The following is a 16,303-nucleotide window of genomic DNA, read 5'->3' as shown; positions in this document are numbered from 1 at the left end:
GGCCGGACCCGCAGCATGGGGGCCGGCCGAGTCCCCCCTGACGAGGCCGCCACGGCACACCGCCGTGGCGGCCTCGCCGCGTCCGGGGATCGCGCCGCCCCCGCTGTGCGGGGACGGCACGGGCCGGGGCCGTCCGGCTCTGCCCGCCTAGACTGGGGGCCACCATGACTTCCGCCGACTCCCTCTCCGTGGCGCGCGCCGTCGCCGCCGCCCTGACCGACGCCGGGATGAGGGACGCGGTGATCTGCCCCGGCTCCCGCTCCGCGCCCCTCGTGTACGCGCTGGCCGACCTCGAACGGCAGGGCCGGATCCGGCTGCACGTGCGGGTGGACGAGCGCGCGGCGGGCTTCCTCGCCCACGGGCTCTCCCTGGCCTCGGGCCGCCCCGTGGGGGTGCTCACGACGTCGGGCACGGCGGTCGGGAACCTCCTGCCCGCCCTCATGGAGTCCTTCCACGCCGGCACCCGCCTCGTGGCCCTCACGGCGGACCGGCCCGCGGAGCTGCACGGCTCGGGCGCCAACCAGACCACCGAGCAGGACGGCGTCTTCGGGCACCACACCCGCTTCTCGGCCACCATCGAGGCGGATCCCGCGGCGGGCCGTTCGGCGCATCAGCACCTGAACGACGCCGGGGCCACCGTGCGCCAGGCCCTGCTGGCGGCGGACGGCTTCGTGTGCGACCCCGCCGCCGGGTGCCCGGCCACGCGGGAGGCCGCCGTCCACGTCCGTGACGCCCCCGCGGGACCGGTGCACCTGAACCTGCGCTTCCGCGCCCCGCTGGTGCCGGACCCCCGGGAGGCCGCGGACATGGGCGCCCGCGTCCCCGCGCAGACGCCCCCGTGCCCGGACGCCGACCACGGGCTGCCGGACCTCTCGGCCGACTCCCGCGCGCTGCCCGCCGTCGGCGACGTGCGCCGCGACGCCGCGGCCCGGGCCCCGTGGCGACCGGCCGGCGCGGACCTGTCCGGCCTGCCCGACCTCGACGCCTCCCGGCTGCGGGAGCGGCGCACCGTGGTGCTCGCCTGCCACGGCGCCGGTCCGGTGGCGGCCGCGTTCGCCGTCTCCCTGGGCCTGCCGCTGCTGGCCGAGCCCAGCTCGAACGCCCGGTTCTCCGTCAACGCGGTGGCCGCCTATCCAGCGCTGATCGGCTCCCACGGCGGGCGCGGCGCGGACAGCCACCCGCTGGCCGGGCGCATCGAGCGCGTCGTGCTCTTCGGCCGCCCCACGCTCACCCGCTCCGTCACGGCGCTGCTCGCACGCCCGGACGTGGAGACCGCGATCCTCCTGACCGAGCCCGCCCCGTGGTTCGAGGTGGGCCGCCGCGCCGAGCGGGTCGTGGGCTCCCTCGCGGAGCTCGCGTCCTTCGCGGGTCAGGGCGAGCCGGGATGGCTCGCCGCATGGCAGACGGCCTCGATGCGCGCCCAGGCCGCGGTGGAGGACGTCGTGCTGGACGAGGACACCGCGCACGGGCTCAGCCCGCAGAGCGTCGCCCAGGTGTGCGCGTCCGTGACACGGGGTCCGCTCGTGCTGGGATCCTCGTCCCTGATCCGGGACGTGGACCTCGCGTGGCGGCCCCCGACGCTGGCCCACGTGCACGTGTACGCCAACCGCGGCCTCGCCGGGATCGACGGGACGGTGTCCACCGCCATGGGGATCGCCCTGGGCACGGGCCGCCGCACCGTCGCCCTCCTGGGCGACCTCACGGCGCTGCACGACGCCGGCGGGCTGCTGGTGGGGACCACAGAGGCCGACCCTGACGTGGACCTCGTGGTGGTCAACGACACGGGCGGCGCGATCTTCGCCGGCCTCGAGCACGGCACCGTGGCACGGGCCCCGGGGATGGCCGGCGCCGTGGAGCGCTTCTTCGGCACCCCGCACGCCGTGGACCTGGAGGGCCTGGCCGCCGCGTACGGCGTGCCGTACGTCTGCGCCGCGGACCGGGTGGGGCTCGTGCACCTCCTCGCGGTCCCGGTGCGCGGCCGACGGCTCGTGGAGGTCCGCTGCGACCGCGCCGAGCGCCCGCGCGTGGCCGCCGCGATCGCCGCTGCCGTGCGCTCCACCTTCCCGGACCCCGCGTCCGAGCCCGCCAGCCCCGAGGAGGCCGCCCGATGACCGCAGAGACCCCGCGCCCGTCGTCCGCCACGGGCGCCGCCGATCGGCCCCGCCGCGCGGACGTGCTCATCTCCGGCGGCGGCCCCGCCGGGGCCACCGCCGCCGCGCACCTGGCCGCCGCGGGCCTGGACGTGGTGGTGCTGGAGAAGTCCGCGCACCCTCGCGAGAAGGTGTGCGGCGACGGCCTCACTCCGCAGGCCGTCCGCGAGCTGCAGCTGCTCGGCGTGCCCCACCGCGGGGAGGCCGGCGACGACGGCGGCTGGCAGCGCATCCGGGGCCTGCGCCTGCGTGCGGGCCGGCGCGGGGTGGACGTGCCGTGGCCGAGCACGCAGACGTGGCCGGACTACGCCCTGACGCGCACCCGCCGGGACTTCGACGCCATCCTCGTGGACCTCGCCCGAGAGCGCGGTGCCACCGTTCTCGAGCGCCACGCCGTCACAGGCGTCACCCGGGACGACGCCGGACGCGTCGACGGGCTGAGCGCCGAGCTGATCGGGGAGAACGGCCGCAAGATCGGGGAGAGCGTCACCTGGCACGCCCCGATCGTGCTCTCGTGCGACGGCGTCTCGGCCCGTGCGGCCGTCTCCGCGGGCCTGCACCGGCGCGAGGACCGCCCCATGGGCGTGGCCGTCCGCGCGTACTACACGGCCGGCGCGGCCGTGGGAGGCGCCGCCCCCGCCCTGCCGGGGGACCGGGGGGAGTGGATGGAGTCCTGGCTGCGCCTGCCGGACGAGCAGGGGAATCCGCTGCCCGGCTACGGCTGGCTCTTCCCGCTCGCCGACGGCACGGTGAACGTGGGGCTGGGCATCCTCGACACCTCGCCCCTGTTCGGGACGCTGGACTACCGCGGCCTGCTGACCTCGTGGTCCGGCGCGCTGACCGAGGACTGGGGGATCTCGGAGGAGACCCGGTCCTCGAAGATCCTCGGTGCGGCCCTGCCGATGGCCTTCAACCGCACGCCCCAGCACGTGCCCGGGCTGCTGCTCGTGGGCGACGCCGCCGGCATGGTCTCCCCGTTCAACGGAGAGGGCATCGGCTTCGCGATGGAGGCCGCCCGCCACGCCGCGGACCTGGCGGTGGAGGCGCTCGCGGCGGGCAGCGCCGTCGGTGCGGACAGCGTGCTGGCCCGCTACCCCGTGCTCACGCAGCACCTGTGGGGCCGCCACTTCGCCCTCGGCGCCCGCTTCGCCCGCCTGATCGGCGACCCGCGCGTGATGCGCGCCGCGCTCGGCACGGGCATGGCCGTCCCTCCGCTGCTGCGTGCCGTGGTCAAGGTCATGGGCAACACGGTGGACGCGGAGGGAGGCGACGTCGTCGACCGTGCCGTCCGCCTCCTCGAGGCGGCCACCCCGTCGCTCACCACGGCGGACGACCCGCGGTTGGGTAGGCTGGCCGGGTGAGCACTGACCACGTCGGCATCGCCCTGCCCCCCGGATTCGAGCACCTGGCCGAGCACGGCCGCGTGCTGGAGACCGTGCTGTCGGCCCTCGAGCAGGTGGAGGCGCAGCTGGAGGAGGCGCTCGCCTTCGACGACGAGTTCTCGCGGACCGCCACGGCCCACCTGCTGGCCGCCGGCGGCAAGCGCGTGCGTCCCGTGCTCACGGTGCTCGCCGCGCTGCTGGGCGATCCGGAGCTGGCCTCCGGGCAGGTGGCGCCCGTGGGCGCGCAGGCGCGCCAGGCCGCCGTCGTGATGGAGCTGACGCACCTGGCCACCCTGTACCACGACGACGTGATGGACGAGGCGGCCGTGCGCCGCGGCGCGCCCGCCGCGCACCGGCTGTGGGGCAACGCGGCGGCCATCCTGGCGGGCGACCTGATCTTCGCGCGCGCCTCCCAGCTCATGAGCGAGCTCGGACCGCGCGCGGTGCGAATCCAGGCGGAGACCTTCGAGCGTCTCGTGCAGGGGCAGCTGTGGGAGACCCGCGGCCCGTCCGCCGGCCAGGACCCCATCGAGCACTACTACCGGGTGCTCGGCGGCAAGACCGGCTCGCTCATCGCGGCATCGGGCGTGCTCGGCGCGCTGCTCGGCGGGGCGGACGAGTCCGCCGTCGCGGTGATGGGGGAGTACGGGGAGAAGGTGGGCCTGGCCTTCCAGCTCGCCGACGACCTGCTGGACCTCACCAGCACCGCCGAGGCTCTCGGCAAGACCCCCGGCACGGACCTGCGTGAGCGCGTGGCCACCCTGAGCACGCTGCTGCTGGACCGCGCCGCGGCGTCCGAGGACGCGGCCGAGGCCGCCGAGGCCCGCCGTGTGAAGGAGCTCGTGGACGGCCCCCTCGACGACGACGCTCAGCTGGGCGCCGCCGTCGCCGCGCTGGTGGCACACCCCGCGTTCACGCGGGCGTGGGAGACGACGCACGACTGGGCGGACCAGGCCAAGGCCGCGCTGGCTCCCCTGCCGGACTCCGTGGTGAAGGAGTCCCTCGCGGGGTTCGCCGACTACGTGGTGGACCGCGCGAGCTGACGCCGGGCCGGGCCGGGCCGGCAGGTCCCGGTCGGCGAGCCGCCCGGGGATGACGGGCTGCTCCGGCGGCGGCCCGACGAGCCTCAGTCGAGGAACGTCGGCGCGGGGTCGAGTGCGGCGGCCAGCTCCCGGGCCTTGCGCTCCCGGACCTCGGGGGCGACGGCGTGGCGCAGCTGCCGGTAGAGCAGGTCGCCCTCGTAGCGGGGGAAGACGTGCAGGTGGTAGTGCCACACGTGCTGGTTGCCGGCGGGCTCGTTGTGCTGGCGCGTGGAGATCCCGTCCGGGCTCCAGGCCGCCTTCATGGCCAGCGCCACCTGCTTCTCCATGAGGGCGATCCGCTGAAGCACGCGGGAGGGCAGCTCGTAGAGGTTCTCGTGGTGCGCGGCGGGGCACACCATGGCGTGCCCCTCGTGCTCGCCGAAGCCGTCGCACGCGATCAGCACGAGGAGGTCCTCGTCCTGGTAGACGGTGTCCCCGAGCTCGCAGCGGTTGCCCGGGTCCGCCACGTTCCCGGCCACGAGCCCGCAGAACGGGCAGGCGTACCCCTCGGGGGCGTGCGAGCGCAGGGCGGGGGCGCCGCCTCGCGTGGTGTCCTCGGGCCCGCTCATCGGGCCACGCCCCGCTCCGCGCCGTCGTCCTCGTCCCCCGGGTCCTCGAAGGTCCACGCCAGCAGGTCGAGCACGAACTCGCTGAAGGTGCCGCCCTCGTCCTCCCAGGCGCCCTCCTCGGCCTCGGCCCCCGCAGACCGGCGCCACACGAGGGGGTCCGGCAGGGTCAGGTTGGCCACGGGCAGGCCCCACACCACGGTCTCGTCCTCGTCCTCGAGGAACATGAGGTAGCCGTCGCGGGCCTCGAGGTCGTCCGGATCCCAGAAGTAGTGGGCCGTCTCGAGCAGGTCGCCGCAGTTGCCCAGGGCGAGGTAGAACTCGCGCAGCGCGGCGGGCAGGACGAAGGCGTCGCCCAGCTGCTCCGCGGCGGGGGCGGAGGGCAGGCGCTCCTCGATCTCCCGCGGGGAGAGGCCGTCGTCGGCGGCCCAGGGCTCCCCGAGCAGGTCCGGGACGAGCTGCTGGAACGCGGGCAGGTACACGGGTGCGGGGGGCTTGGCGGGCATGGGGCCAGTCTAGGGGCGGTTCCCGACGGCGGCCCGGGCAGCCCGACGCTGCAGGCGCGAGCGGTGCAGCTGGTCCACCGTGAACACGATCAGGGAGAGCCAGATCAGCCCGAACCCGATCCACCGGGGGAGCGGCATGTGCTCGCCGAGCACCGTCACGGCGGCCAGGAACTGCAGGATGGGCGCGATGTACTGCAGCATCCCGAGCGTGGTGAGGGAGAGCGACTTCGCCGCCGAGGAGAAGAGGATGAGGGGGACGGCCGTCAGGACGCCCAGGCCGGCCATGAGCCAGAAGTGCCCCGGGCCCTGGGTCACCGTGGTCAGCAGCCCGGCCTGGAGCAGCAGGACCGAGCCCACCGCGAACACGGGCAGGAGTACCACGGTCTCCGCCGTCATGGTGGTCACCGCGTGCACCGGCACGGGGAAGCGCTTCTTCACGAAGCCGTACAGGCCGAACGAGAACGCCAGCACCAGGGCGAGCCAGGGGACGGCGCCGAGGGCCGCCGTCATCACGGCGACGGCGAGCACGGCGATCCCCACGGCGACCCATTGGAGCCGGCGCAGGCGCTCGCCCAGGAACAGCACGCCGAGGAGCACGTTGACGAGCGGGTTCATGAAGTACCCGAGCGAGGCCTGCAGCACGTTCCCGCTCATCACGCTGGCCGCGTAGACGAGCCAGTTCACGCCGATCACGCCGGCGGCGAGCGCCGTGGTGCCCCAGCGGGCCGGGGAGGACAGGGCGGTGCGCAGCTCGGGCAGCCGCCGCATGGCGGTCAGCAGCAGGAGGCAGAACACGAGGGCGAAGCCGATGCGGACCACCACGATCTCCACGGCGCCGGCCGGGGCGGTGGCGGCCATGTAGAGCGGCATCCCGCCCCACAGGAGGTAGGCCGTGAACCCCAGGGCGAGGCCGCGGGAGTCGTTGGCGGCGGCCGGGTCCACCGTGGGCAGGGCGCCCGTGTCCGGGGCGGAGGGCGAGGAGGCGGTCACCGGACCACTGTAGGGCCGCCCCCCCGTCGCGGCGGGAGCGGGGTCGTGAGGGGGCTCACCCGGGCGGCCGCCGCCCCGCCGGTAGACTGGGAGGTCGATCCCCGCGCGCCGCGCGCCGGCCCGCCCGCGGGCCTGACGCGGGCGCCGCCGTCGTCTTCCGGAAGGACCACCCCGACGTGACCGAACGCCCTGACCGCCCGCTGCGCATCGCCATCGTGGGAGCCGGCCCTGCCGGCGTCTACACGGCGGACATCCTGACCAAGGAGGAGCGGGACTTCCAGGTCAGCATCGACCTCTTCGACCGCTACCCGGCCCCCTTCGGCCTCATCCGCTACGGCGTGGCCCCGGACCACCCGCGCATCAAGGGCATCATCACCGCCCTGCACAAGGTCATGGACCGCGGCGACATCCGCTTCCTCGGCAACGTGGACTACGGGACGGACCTCACCCTCGAGGACCTGCGCCGCCACTACGACGCCGTGGTGTTCTCCACCGGCGCGGTGCGCGACGCGAGCCTGGACGTGCCCGGCGTGGAGCTCGAGGGCTCGTTCGGCGGCGCCGACTTCGCGAGCTGGTACGACGGCCACCCGGACGTGCCGCGAGAGTGGCCGATGGACGCGACCGAGGTCGCGGTGATCGGCAACGGCAACGTGGCCCTGGACGTGGCCCGCATCCTCTCCAAGCACGCCGACGACCTCCTGGTCACGGAGATCCCCGAGAACGTGTACCGCGCGCTCACGTCCTCGCCGGTCACGGACGTGCACGTCTTCGGCCGCCGCGGCCCGGCGCAGGTGAAGTTCACCCCGCTGGAGCTGCGCGAGCTGGCCCACTCCCGCGACGTGGACATCGTGCTCTACGAGGAGGACTTCGACTTCGACGCCGGCTCGGAGAAGGCGATCGCGGAGAACAACCAGGTGCGCACCATGGTGGGCACGCTCACCAACTGGCTCATGGAGCAGGAGGACCGCACGGAGCAGGCCTCCCGCCGCCTCCACCTGCACTTCCTCCAGGCCCCGGAGGCGTTCCTCGACGCCGACGGCGACGGCCGCCTCGACGGTCTGCGCATGCGCCGCATGGAGCTGGACGGGGAGGGCGGGGTCCGCCCGACCGAGGAGACCGCGGACTACCCCGTGCAGGCCGTCTACCGCGCGGTGGGCTACTTCGGCTCGCCCGTGGACGGCGTGGAGTTCGACGACGCCCGCGGCGTCATCCCGAACGCCGAGGGCCGCGTGCTCGACGCGGACGGGAATGCCGTGCCGGGGCTCTACGCCTCAGGCTGGATCAAGCGCGGCCCCGTGGGCCTGATCGGCCATACGAAGGGCGACTCGCTCGAGACCATCCAGCACCTGATCGAGGACGTGGACGCCCTCTGGACCGCCGAGGACCCGTCCGAGGACGCGGTGCTCGCGCTGCTCGCCGAGCGCGGCGTCCCCGTGACCACGTGGGAGGGCTGGCACGCCCTCGACGCGCACGAGAAGTCCCTCGGCGCGGCGGCCACCGAGGCCGGTCCGGTGGCCCGCGAGCGCGTCAAGGTCGTGGACCGCGACGAGATGACGCGCATCAGCCGCGGGGAGTGATCCTCCCGACCTGACCCGACCACGACGGCGGGCACCCACCGCGGGTGCCCGCCGTCGTGGTGTGCGGGGGCGGCTACTCTGGCCCGGTGCCCCGCCTCCTCGCCGACCTCACGCCGCTGAAGGTCTCGCCCGCCTACCGGCGGCTGTGGGTGGGCAACCTGCTCTCCTCCGTGGGCACCCAGCTCACGCTCATGGCGGTGTCCCTCGAGGTCTTCGCGCTGACCGGCTCGTCCTTCGCGGTGGGCCTGCTGGGACTGGCGGCGCTCGTGCCGCTCGTCGTCGCGGGCCTGTACGGGGGCGCCGTGGCAGACCGCCACGACCGCCGCACCGTGGCGCTGTGCTCCTCCGCCGTCATGTGGGCGACGACCGTGGGCATCGCGGCGCACGCGTGGGCGGGGACCGAGTCCGTGCCCCTGCTCTACGCCCTCGTGGCCGTGCACTCCGGGGCCTCCGGCATCAACCAGCCCACGCGCGGCGCCATCGTCCCCGCGCTCGTGGGGCTGAAGCTGCTGCCCGCCGCCAACGCCCTGACCATGATGACCTTCTCCGTGGCCATGATGGTGGGCCCGGTGCTCGGCGGAGTCCTCGTGGCCACCGCCGGGTACGCGTGGACGTACTCGATCGACGTGGTCACGTTCCTCGCCGCGCTCTACGCCCTGTGGCGCCTTCCCCCGCTGCCGCCCGCGCGCGAGGAGGGCGAGGCCGCGCCGACGGGGCGCGTGGGGCTGGGCTCGGTGGTCGAGGGGCTCCGTTTCCTCGCCTCCCGGCCCACCCTGCGCATGACGTTCCTCGCGGACATCGTGGCCATGGCCACCGCATTCCCACGCGCCCTGCTGCCCGCGATCGGCGGCGTGGTCCTGGGCGGCGGCGAGTCCGCCGTCGGCATCCTGCTGGCCGCGATGGCCGCCGGCGCGTTCCTCGCCGGCCTGTTCTCCGGCTCCTTCACGCGTGTCACGGCGCAGGGCTGGGGCGTCTACCTCTCGATCTGCGCGTGGGGAGCCGCCGTGGCCGCATTCGGCGGCGTCGTGTGGTGGGCGCGCTCGATGCCCGAGGGCGACCCGCGCCTCGGTCTCGCGATGGCGCTGTGCGTGGCGTGCATGGCGGTGGCCGGCGCGGCGGACTCGGTCTCGGGCGTCTTCCGCAGCACCATCCTGCAGGCCGCGACGCCGGACCGGCTGCGCGGGCGGCTGCAGGGCGTGTTCGTGGTGGTCGTGGCCGGGGGCCCCCGCGTCGGCGAGATGATCACGGGCGGCGCCTCGACCCTCCTCGGGGAGGGGCTCACCCTCGTGGCCGGCGGCGTGCTGTGCGTGGTGGGCGTGAGCGTGCTGATGCGGCGGCAGCCGGGCTTCCTGGCCTACGACGCACGGAACCCCACGCCCTGAGCGGGCGCGGGGTTCCGGTGGGGGAGGGGCTCAGCGGTCGGCGTCGGAGCGGCGGTCGGCGGCGATCGTGGCCGGGATCCGGCCGCCCAAGCGGGTCCAGTGGCCGACGAGCTCGTCCTTCGGCTCCGCCTGGAGGGTCTCCCGCGCCTCCTCCTCGGCCTTCTCGGTCCGCTTGGCGAGCTTCCGGCGGGCGCCCTCGTAGACCGCCTCGTGGCGGCTCTTCTTCACGGAGTCCTCCTCCGTGCGGCGCTGCACCGGCTCGAGCTGCTCGGCGATCGCGTCCTGGTTGCGCTGCTGGAACGTCAGCTTCGACGGGGCCAGAGCGCGCTCCACGAATCCGTGGTCCAGGAGGATGCCGCGAGGGGCGGCCACGCCGTGGCGCAGCGCCAGGTCCACGAAGTCCTCCTGGTCCAGGACCATGGCGGCCTTCGTGAAGGGCAGGTCGTCGACGGGCCGGCCGTCCACGCGGGCGCGGGCCCGGGCGCGGCCCAGGGTGACGTCGGCGGACCACACGGCGCCGCGGGGGTCGATCAGGTAGAGCATGGGGTCTCCTCGTCGGGGCGGAGCGGGGCGGTCAGGCCGGGGGCCCGATGGGGGATCGGCGGGGCGGACGGTCAGCGGAAGTTGACGAACTGCAGGTCGGCGTCCGCGAAGTCCTTGAGCATCGCGATGACGGCCTGCAGGTCGTCGCGCGACTTGGAGGACACGCGCAGCTCGTCGCCCTGGATCTGGGCCTTGACCGCCTTGGGGCCCTCGTCCCGGATCAGCTTGGTGATCTTCTTCGCGGTGGCCTGGTCGATGCCCTCCTTGATGGAGGCCTCGATCCGGTACTCCTTGCCGGAGGCGAACGGGTCCCCGGCGTCGAGGGACTTCAGGGAGATGCCGCGCTTGACGAGCTTGGACTCGAAGACGTCCTTGACGGCCTTCACGCGCTCCTCGGAGTTCGCCTTCATGAGAATCTTCTCGCCGGAGAAGTCGATCTCCGCGCCGACGCCCTTGAAGTCGTAGCGCTGGACGATCTCCTTCTGCGCCTGGTTCAGGGCGTTGGACACCTCCTGGCTGTCCACCTTGCTGACCACATCGAACGTGGAATCACCGGCCATGGCTGTCTCCTCCTGCTGCTCGCGTACGGCTGTGCGTGCCTCGGGGCAGGTCGCGCGAGGCGCCCGGCGCGCCCCGGGGCGCCTGCGGGCCAGCCTACCGGGGTCCGACGACGCCGCGCCCCGGCCCGATTGGGCGTCTCCTGAGCCCATGCGGTACAGTCGTCTCTCGCCTGAACGGTGCGGTGCCTCGAATGAGGCGAGCGCGTCCGTCCAGTCGCCCGGCAGATTACCCGAGCGGCCAAAGGGGGCTGACTGTAAATCAGCTGGCACTGCCTTCGGGGGTTCGAATCCCTCATCTGCCACGGGACATGAGAAGACCCCGGGACCGAGTCGTCGGTCCCGGGGTCTTCTGTCATGTCCGGCGCCGGGTGGCGGAGAGGGCTGGGGAGGACGTAGCCTGCATGTGATCCGCATCACATGCAGAGGAGTCCCAGCATGACGCAGCCCGCCGATCCCGCCCGCCCGGAGGAGACGGCGTCCACGCGGGGTCCGGACGACGTGCCGCTCCTGGAGCAGACCCTCGCCCAGAACCTGGACGAGACCGCCGCTCGCCTGCCGGACGCACCCGCCGTCGTCGAGTGCGGACCCGGCGGCGACCCGCACACCGGCCGCTCCTGGACCTTCGCGGAGCTGGCGGAGCACTCCCGCGCCGTGGCCAAGGCGCTGATCGCCGCCGGCTACGGCCACGGCGACCGCATCGGCATGTGGAGCCCCAACGTGGCGGAGTGGACGTCCCTGCTCTACGGCGCCGCGCGCGCCGGGGTCATCCTGGTCAACCTCAACCCGGCGTACCGCAGCCACGAGCTCACCTACGTGGTGGAGCAGTGCGCGATGCGTGGCCTCGTGGTGGCCTGCCCGGACGCCCGCATGGACCCGCCGGCGATCGCGCGGCAGGTGGCCCGTGAGGGAGCCCCCGCGCTGGAGCAGCTCATCATGCTGCCCGCCGGCGCCCCGGGTGATGAGCTCTTCGCGCACGCCCGCCCGGGGGAGGTGGCCGGCCGCGCCGCCGACGCCGCGGCCGAGGAGGCCACGTGGGAGACGTTTCTGGCACGGGCCGCGGAGGTCTCGGACGAGCAGCTCGCCGAGCGCGAGGCCGCCACCGGAGCCGAGGACCCCGTGAACCTGCAGTACACCTCGGGCACCACCGGCTTCCCCAAGGGCGTCACGCTGACCCACCGCAACATCCTCAACAACGGGTTCCACATCGGCGAGCTGCTGGGCTACTCCGAGGCGGACACCCTCGTGATCCCGGTGCCCTTCTTCCACTGCTTCGGCATGGTCATCGGCGTGATCGCGGCCGTCTCCCACGGCACCGTGAGCGTCATCCCGGGCCGGGCGTTCCATCCGCTCGACTCCCTCACAGCGGCGGCCGCCACGCGCGCCACGAGCCTCTACGGCGTGCCCGCCATGTTCATCGCGATGCTGGCCCGCCCCGAGGCGGCCTCCCTGGACCTGAGCACCCTGCGCACCGGCGTCATGGCCGGGTCCCCGTGCCCCGTGGAGGTCATGCGACGCGTGATCGACGAGCTGCACATGTCCGAGGTCGCCATCTGCTACGGCATGACCGAGACCGCCCCCGTCTCCACCATGACCCGCCGCGACGACACCCTCGAGGCGCGCACCCAGACCGTCGGCCGCTCGATGCCGCACGTGGAGACCAAGGTCGTCGACCCCGTCACCGGGCAGACCCTGGCCCGCGGCGCCACCGGAGAGCTGTGCACCCGCGGCTACTCGGTGATGCTCGGCTACTGGAACGCCGAGCAGAAGACCGCGGAGGTCCTCGACGAGGACGGCTGGATGCACTCGGGCGACCTCGCCTCGATGGACGCGGACGGGTTCGTCCGCATCGAGGGACGCATCAAGGACCTCGTGATCCGCGGCGGCGAGAACATCTCTCCGCGCGAGGTGGAGGAGTTCCTCTACGCCCACCCGGACGTCCAGGACGTGCAGGTGGTCGGCGTGCCGGACGAGCGGTACGGCGAGCAGCTCATGGCCTGCCTGATCATGCGCGAGGGTGCCGAGCCGCTCACCGTCGAAGCGGTCCGCGAGTTCGCCACCGGGAGGATCGCCCACTTCAAGATCCCCGCCTACGTGCGCATCATGGACGCGTTCCCCATGACCGTCTCCGGCAAGGTCCGCAAGGTGGAGCTGCGCGAGGAGGGCGCCGCGGTGATCGGCGCGGCGGGGGCCTGAGGCCCCGGCTCAGGCGGCGGGGAGGGGTCGGACGTCCCACACGGTGCACAGCGCATCCGGGGCGGCCTCGGTGACGGCCTGCCGGTAGAGGTCCCTCCAGGCGGAGCCGGAGTGCCCGCCCTCGCCGCGCAGCCGCCACCGGCCGTGCAGCAGCACGGCGTCGATGAAGTCCGACGGGTCCCGGGCGGCGTCCCCCTCCGCGGCGTCCTCCGCGTCGGGGCGGCGCAGGTCGGACGCCGGCGCCACGGCGTAGAGGCTCGTCTCGTCGTGGTCGAGCACGAGACCGCAGTCGTCCTCGAACGCGGTGATCCAGGACATCGAGTCCCGCAGCGCGGCCTCCGCGTCCGGCTCCGCCGAGACGATCAGCACCGAGGCGCGCACGCCTGGGCGCAGCGGGCCGGGCCGGCCGGGGCCGTGGGGCTCGTGCCGGGCTCGCCCGTGCGTGCGGCGGCTGTCCTCGAAAGCGGTGGTCATGGTCGGCTCCCTCCATCGGGGGCCGGCCTCGGCCCCGCCTCGAGCGCACCGGTCGGCGCGCTCCAGGCCGACGCTAGGAGGCCCGTTCGGAGCGGCGGTCGCGCCGTGGCTGTTCAGGGGACGACGCGCGGGGCCGCAGCCGCCTGTGCAGGAGCCGACGCAGCGGGGGTCAGTACCGCCGGTGGTCCGCCGGGGCGAGCTTGGGCCCGAAGGCCTGCTTGCGCTCGCCGCTGAGCGAGATGAGCCGCACCACCCGGTGCCGATGCCCGGCCCACGGGGCGAGCAGGCGCAGCATGCCGGCGTCGTCCGTGCGCCGTCCCGTGAGGACCTGGCCCACGAACTGGGCGAGGTGGAAGTCCCCCACCGAGACCAGGTCGGCCGCGCCGTGGCTGCGCTGCAGCGCCTCGGCGGTGCTCCACGGGCCGATGCCAGGAATCGACTCCAGGCGTCGGGCCAGTCGTGCCAGGCCTGCGGTGTCGCCGGGGGAGACGTCGCGCCCGAGCCGGTCGATCGTCTCGGCGCGCCGGGCGACCTCCAGCACCGTCCTCGACTGCGAGGGCTGCACCCACGCCCGCGCGTGCCAGTCCCACGAGGGGATCCGCAGCACGGCCTCCGCGGTGGGCGGCAGCAGCATGCCCGCGGGAGCGGGGCCCGGGGCGGGCTCGGCGTCGTGGGCGGCGGCCAGCCGCACGAGGGTGCGCCAGCCGTGGCGTGCCTGGTCGTGCGTGACCTTCTGCTCCAGCACCACGGTCATCAGCTGGGTGGCGAGCGCGCCCGCGGCGGGCAGCCGCAGCCCGGGCCGGAGGCGGCGGACGCGCCACACGTGCGCCGGAAGCGGCGGGCCCACCCCCGGCGGGTCCGCCGACGGATCGGCCACGGCGTCGAACTGCGGCCAGCCCGCGTCCGCCAGCCCCAGCAGGGCCTCGGCGTTCCCGACCGCGGCGCGGGCCCCCGGGCCCCACGCGCGGGCGGTGATGCTCCAGCCCCCGGCGCCGTCCGGGGCGCGCACCGCGGGAGAGACCAGGAGGGTGGCCGGCCCGGCACCCGCGTGGACGGCATCGGGCCCGGCCGGCTCGCGGCGCGTGAGCCACACGCCCTGGGGGGTGGCACGGACGGTCGGGTCGGCGGCCCCGCGCTGCAGGGGCCGCAGGGTGAGGGCCACGTCGACGGGCGTGGACACCCGGAGGTGGCGCACGGCGTCCGGGGCGGTCATGCCGTGCACCGTACACCGCACGTTGCCCCGCGTGTCCTCGACGCCCCTGACGGCGTCCGGCCCCTGGCGTAGCGTGGAGCACGTGACTGAGCAGACCTCCCCCGTCCCGGGCGCCGCCGCGTCCTCCGCCACCCCCGTGCCCGCGCCCGAGCGAGGCGGCATGCGCTATGCCGAGACCGTCCTGGAGCTGATCGGGCGCACCCCGCTCGTGAAGCTCAACGCGGTGACCGAGGGCGTCGCCGCCACGGTGCTCGTGAAGGTGGAGTACCTGAACCCGGGCGGCTCCGTGAAGGACCGCATCGCCCTCAGGATGATCGAGGAGGCGGAGAAGGACGGCCGGATCCTCCCCGGCGGCACCGTGGTGGAGCCCACCTCCGGCAACACCGGCGTGGGCCTCGCCCTCGTGGCCCAGCAGAAGGGCTACCGCACCGTGTTCGTCACGCCGGACAAGGTCGGCCAGGAGAAGCGGGACGTGCTCTCCGCGTACGGCGCGGAACTCGTCGTCGTGCCCTCCTCGGTCGCCCCGGACTCGCCGGAGTCGTACTACGGCGTGGCCGACCGCCTCGAGCGGGAGATCCCGGGCGCGTTCCAGCCGAACCAGTTCTTCAACCCGGCCGCGCCGGCCTCGCACTACGAGACCACGGGGCCGGAGATCTGGGAGGACACCGCCGGCCGCGTCACCCACGTCGTGATGGGCGCGGGCACGGGCGGCACCATCACCGGCACGGGCCGCTTCCTCAAGGAGGTCTCCGCGGACCGCGCGTCGGGCCCCGTCCGCGTGATCGGCGCGGACCCGGAGGGCTCCGTCTACTCCGGCGGCACGGGGCGCCCGTACTTCGTCGAGGGCGTCGGCGAGGACATCTGGGTGGACAACTACGACCGCTCGGTGCCGGACGAGGTCATCGCCGTCTCGGACGAGGAGGCCTTCGCCATGACCCGGCGGCTCGCCGCCGAGGAGGGCCTGCTCGTGGGCGGCTCCTCCGGCCTCGCCGTGGCCGCCGGCCTGCGGGCCGCGCGCGAGCTCGGCCCGGACGACGTCATGGTGATCGTGCTGCCGGACTCCGGCCGCGGCTACCTCGCCAAGATCTTCAACGACGCGTGGATGGACGAGCGCGGCTTCGCCCGCGACGGCCAGGACACCGTGCTGCCCGGGTGGGCCCGCGGCCGGACCCGCTCCGCCGTCCCGCACGCCGCGCAGGCCACGACGACGGCGCCCCGCGGCGGGCGCTGGGACGCCACCGTGGGCGCGCTGCTGGAGGACAAGGAGGACCTGTTCCCCGGCTCGGTGCCCACGATCGTGACCGCGGCGCCGACCACGTCGGTCTCGGACGCGGTGGACACCATGACGCGCTACGGCGTGGACGCGCTGCCCGTCGTCGCCGAGCCCCGCCACGACCTGCGGATCGGGGAGGTGCGTGGCACCGTGTCCGCCCACGATCTCGCGGCGCGCCTCGCGGACGGCCGGGTCAGCCCGGACTCCGAGGTCGCGGACGCCATGGGCGCCGCCCTGCCGCTCATCGGCGCGGCCACCGGCCTGCGCGAGGCGGCGCGCCGCCTGCTGGAGGACCCCACCCTGCTCGTCGCCCGCGGCGGGACCGTGGTGGGCGTGCTGACCCTGCACGACGTGCTCGCCTACGCCACCGCCTGATCCCACCGACCCGGCCGATCGACCCGACGCCGCCCCG

14 protein-coding genes and 1 tRNA gene are annotated in these 16,303 nt (G+C 74.7%); 8 read left to right on the top strand and 7 right to left on the bottom strand.

Translation table 11 applies throughout. The annotated features are described in order from the left end of the window. Positions 1-164: 164 nt before the first annotated feature. The 3 genes from menD to KZX60_RS05205 are packed head-to-tail and all read left to right on the top strand — an operon-like array spanning position 165 to position 4,575. Positions 165-2,111: a 2-succinyl-5-enolpyruvyl-6-hydroxy-3-cyclohexene-1-carboxylic-acid synthase gene (gene menD / locus KZX60_RS05215; protein ID WP_248116127.1), complete on the top strand. Its 1,947-nt coding sequence runs from the start codon at positions 165-167 to the stop codon at positions 2,109-2,111. Then, complete coding sequence (locus KZX60_RS05210; RefSeq protein WP_248116125.1) at positions 2,108-3,511, top strand: geranylgeranyl reductase family protein; 1,404 nt, start codon at positions 2,108-2,110, stop codon at positions 3,509-3,511. Before menD ends, KZX60_RS05210 begins: the two co-directional genes overlap by 4 nt. Beyond that, complete coding sequence (locus KZX60_RS05205) at positions 3,508-4,575, top strand: polyprenyl synthetase family protein (protein WP_248116123.1); 1,068 nt, start codon at positions 3,508-3,510, stop codon at positions 4,573-4,575. The genes KZX60_RS05210 and KZX60_RS05205 overlap by 4 nt, the downstream gene beginning before the upstream one ends. Before the next feature lie 83 nt (positions 4,576-4,658). On the opposite strand, the gene KZX60_RS05200 is transcribed toward KZX60_RS05205, so the two are convergent. The 3 genes from KZX60_RS05200 to rarD are packed head-to-tail and all read right to left on the bottom strand — an operon-like array spanning position 4,659 to position 6,676. Continuing rightward, entirely contained in the window at positions 4,659-5,183 is a 525-nt protein-coding gene (locus KZX60_RS05200) for an HIT domain-containing protein (RefSeq protein ID WP_248116121.1), read from the bottom strand. Continuing rightward, entirely contained in the window at positions 5,180-5,686 is a 507-nt protein-coding gene (locus KZX60_RS05195) for a hypothetical protein (protein ID WP_248116119.1), read from the bottom strand. Before KZX60_RS05195 ends, KZX60_RS05200 begins: the two co-directional genes overlap by 4 nt. Positions 5,687-5,695: 9 nt before the next feature. Beyond that, positions 5,696-6,676: an EamA family transporter RarD gene (gene rarD / locus KZX60_RS05190; protein ID WP_248116117.1), complete on the bottom strand. Its 981-nt coding sequence runs from the start codon at positions 6,674-6,676 to the stop codon at positions 5,696-5,698. 176 nt (positions 6,677-6,852) lie between these two features. On the opposite strand from rarD, the gene KZX60_RS05185 reads away from it, so the two are divergent. Both KZX60_RS05185 and KZX60_RS05180 read left to right on the top strand, forming a co-directional pair. Continuing rightward, positions 6,853-8,253, top strand: coding sequence for an FAD-dependent oxidoreductase (locus tag KZX60_RS05185; protein WP_248116114.1), 1,401 nt, complete (start codon positions 6,853-6,855; stop codon positions 8,251-8,253). An 86-nt stretch (positions 8,254-8,339) separates the two neighbouring features. After that, positions 8,340-9,635 carry an MFS transporter gene (locus KZX60_RS05180; protein ID WP_248116112.1) on the top strand — a complete coding sequence of 432 codons (1,296 nt, stop codon included), beginning with the start codon at positions 8,340-8,342 and terminating at the stop codon, positions 9,633-9,635. A gap of 30 nt (positions 9,636-9,665) precedes the next feature. Here KZX60_RS05180 and KZX60_RS05175 read toward each other — a convergent pair whose 3' ends face one another. Together KZX60_RS05175 and KZX60_RS05170 are read right to left on the bottom strand one after the other, a co-directional pair. After that, positions 9,666-10,178 (bottom strand): hypothetical protein, encoded by a 513-nt coding sequence (locus KZX60_RS05175; RefSeq protein WP_248116110.1) that lies wholly within the window; start codon positions 10,176-10,178, stop codon positions 9,666-9,668. A gap of 71 nt (positions 10,179-10,249) precedes the next feature. After that, positions 10,250-10,738 carry a YajQ family cyclic di-GMP-binding protein gene (locus KZX60_RS05170; RefSeq protein WP_248116108.1) on the bottom strand — a complete coding sequence of 163 codons (489 nt, stop codon included), beginning with the start codon at positions 10,736-10,738 and terminating at the stop codon, positions 10,250-10,252. Between the two features lie 220 nt (positions 10,739-10,958). Here KZX60_RS05170 and KZX60_RS05165 point away from each other — a divergent pair. Together KZX60_RS05165 and KZX60_RS05160 are read left to right on the top strand one after the other, a co-directional pair. Then, positions 10,959-11,040: transfer RNA gene (locus KZX60_RS05165), tRNA-Tyr, on the top strand. Between the two features lie 133 nt (positions 11,041-11,173). Beyond that, positions 11,174-12,931, top strand: a complete 1,758-nt coding sequence (locus KZX60_RS05160; protein ID WP_248116106.1) for an AMP-binding protein — start codon at positions 11,174-11,176, stop codon at positions 12,929-12,931. Positions 12,932-12,940: 9 nt separating this feature from the next. Here KZX60_RS05160 and KZX60_RS05155 read toward each other — a convergent pair whose 3' ends face one another. Together KZX60_RS05155 and KZX60_RS05150 are read right to left on the bottom strand one after the other, a co-directional pair. After that, a complete protein-coding gene (locus tag KZX60_RS05155; RefSeq protein WP_248116104.1) occupies positions 12,941-13,405 on the bottom strand; it encodes a hypothetical protein in 465 nt (154 codons plus the stop codon). Between the two features lie 169 nt (positions 13,406-13,574). Beyond that, positions 13,575-14,618 carry a 3-methyladenine DNA glycosylase gene (locus tag KZX60_RS05150; RefSeq protein WP_248116102.1) on the bottom strand — a complete coding sequence of 348 codons (1,044 nt, stop codon included), beginning with the start codon at positions 14,616-14,618 and terminating at the stop codon, positions 13,575-13,577. 160 nt (positions 14,619-14,778) lie between these two features. On the opposite strand from KZX60_RS05150, the gene KZX60_RS05145 reads away from it, so the two are divergent. Next, complete coding sequence (locus tag KZX60_RS05145) at positions 14,779-16,266, top strand: cystathionine beta-synthase (protein ID WP_248116170.1); 1,488 nt, start codon at positions 14,779-14,781, stop codon at positions 16,264-16,266. Positions 16,267-16,303: the final 37 nt, after the last annotated feature.

It is taken from the genome of Micrococcus sp. EYE_212 (assembly GCF_023147585.1).
Classification (GTDB): Bacteria; Actinomycetota; Actinomycetes; order Actinomycetales; family Micrococcaceae; genus Micrococcus.
This window is presented reverse-complemented; position numbering and strand designations above follow the sequence as displayed.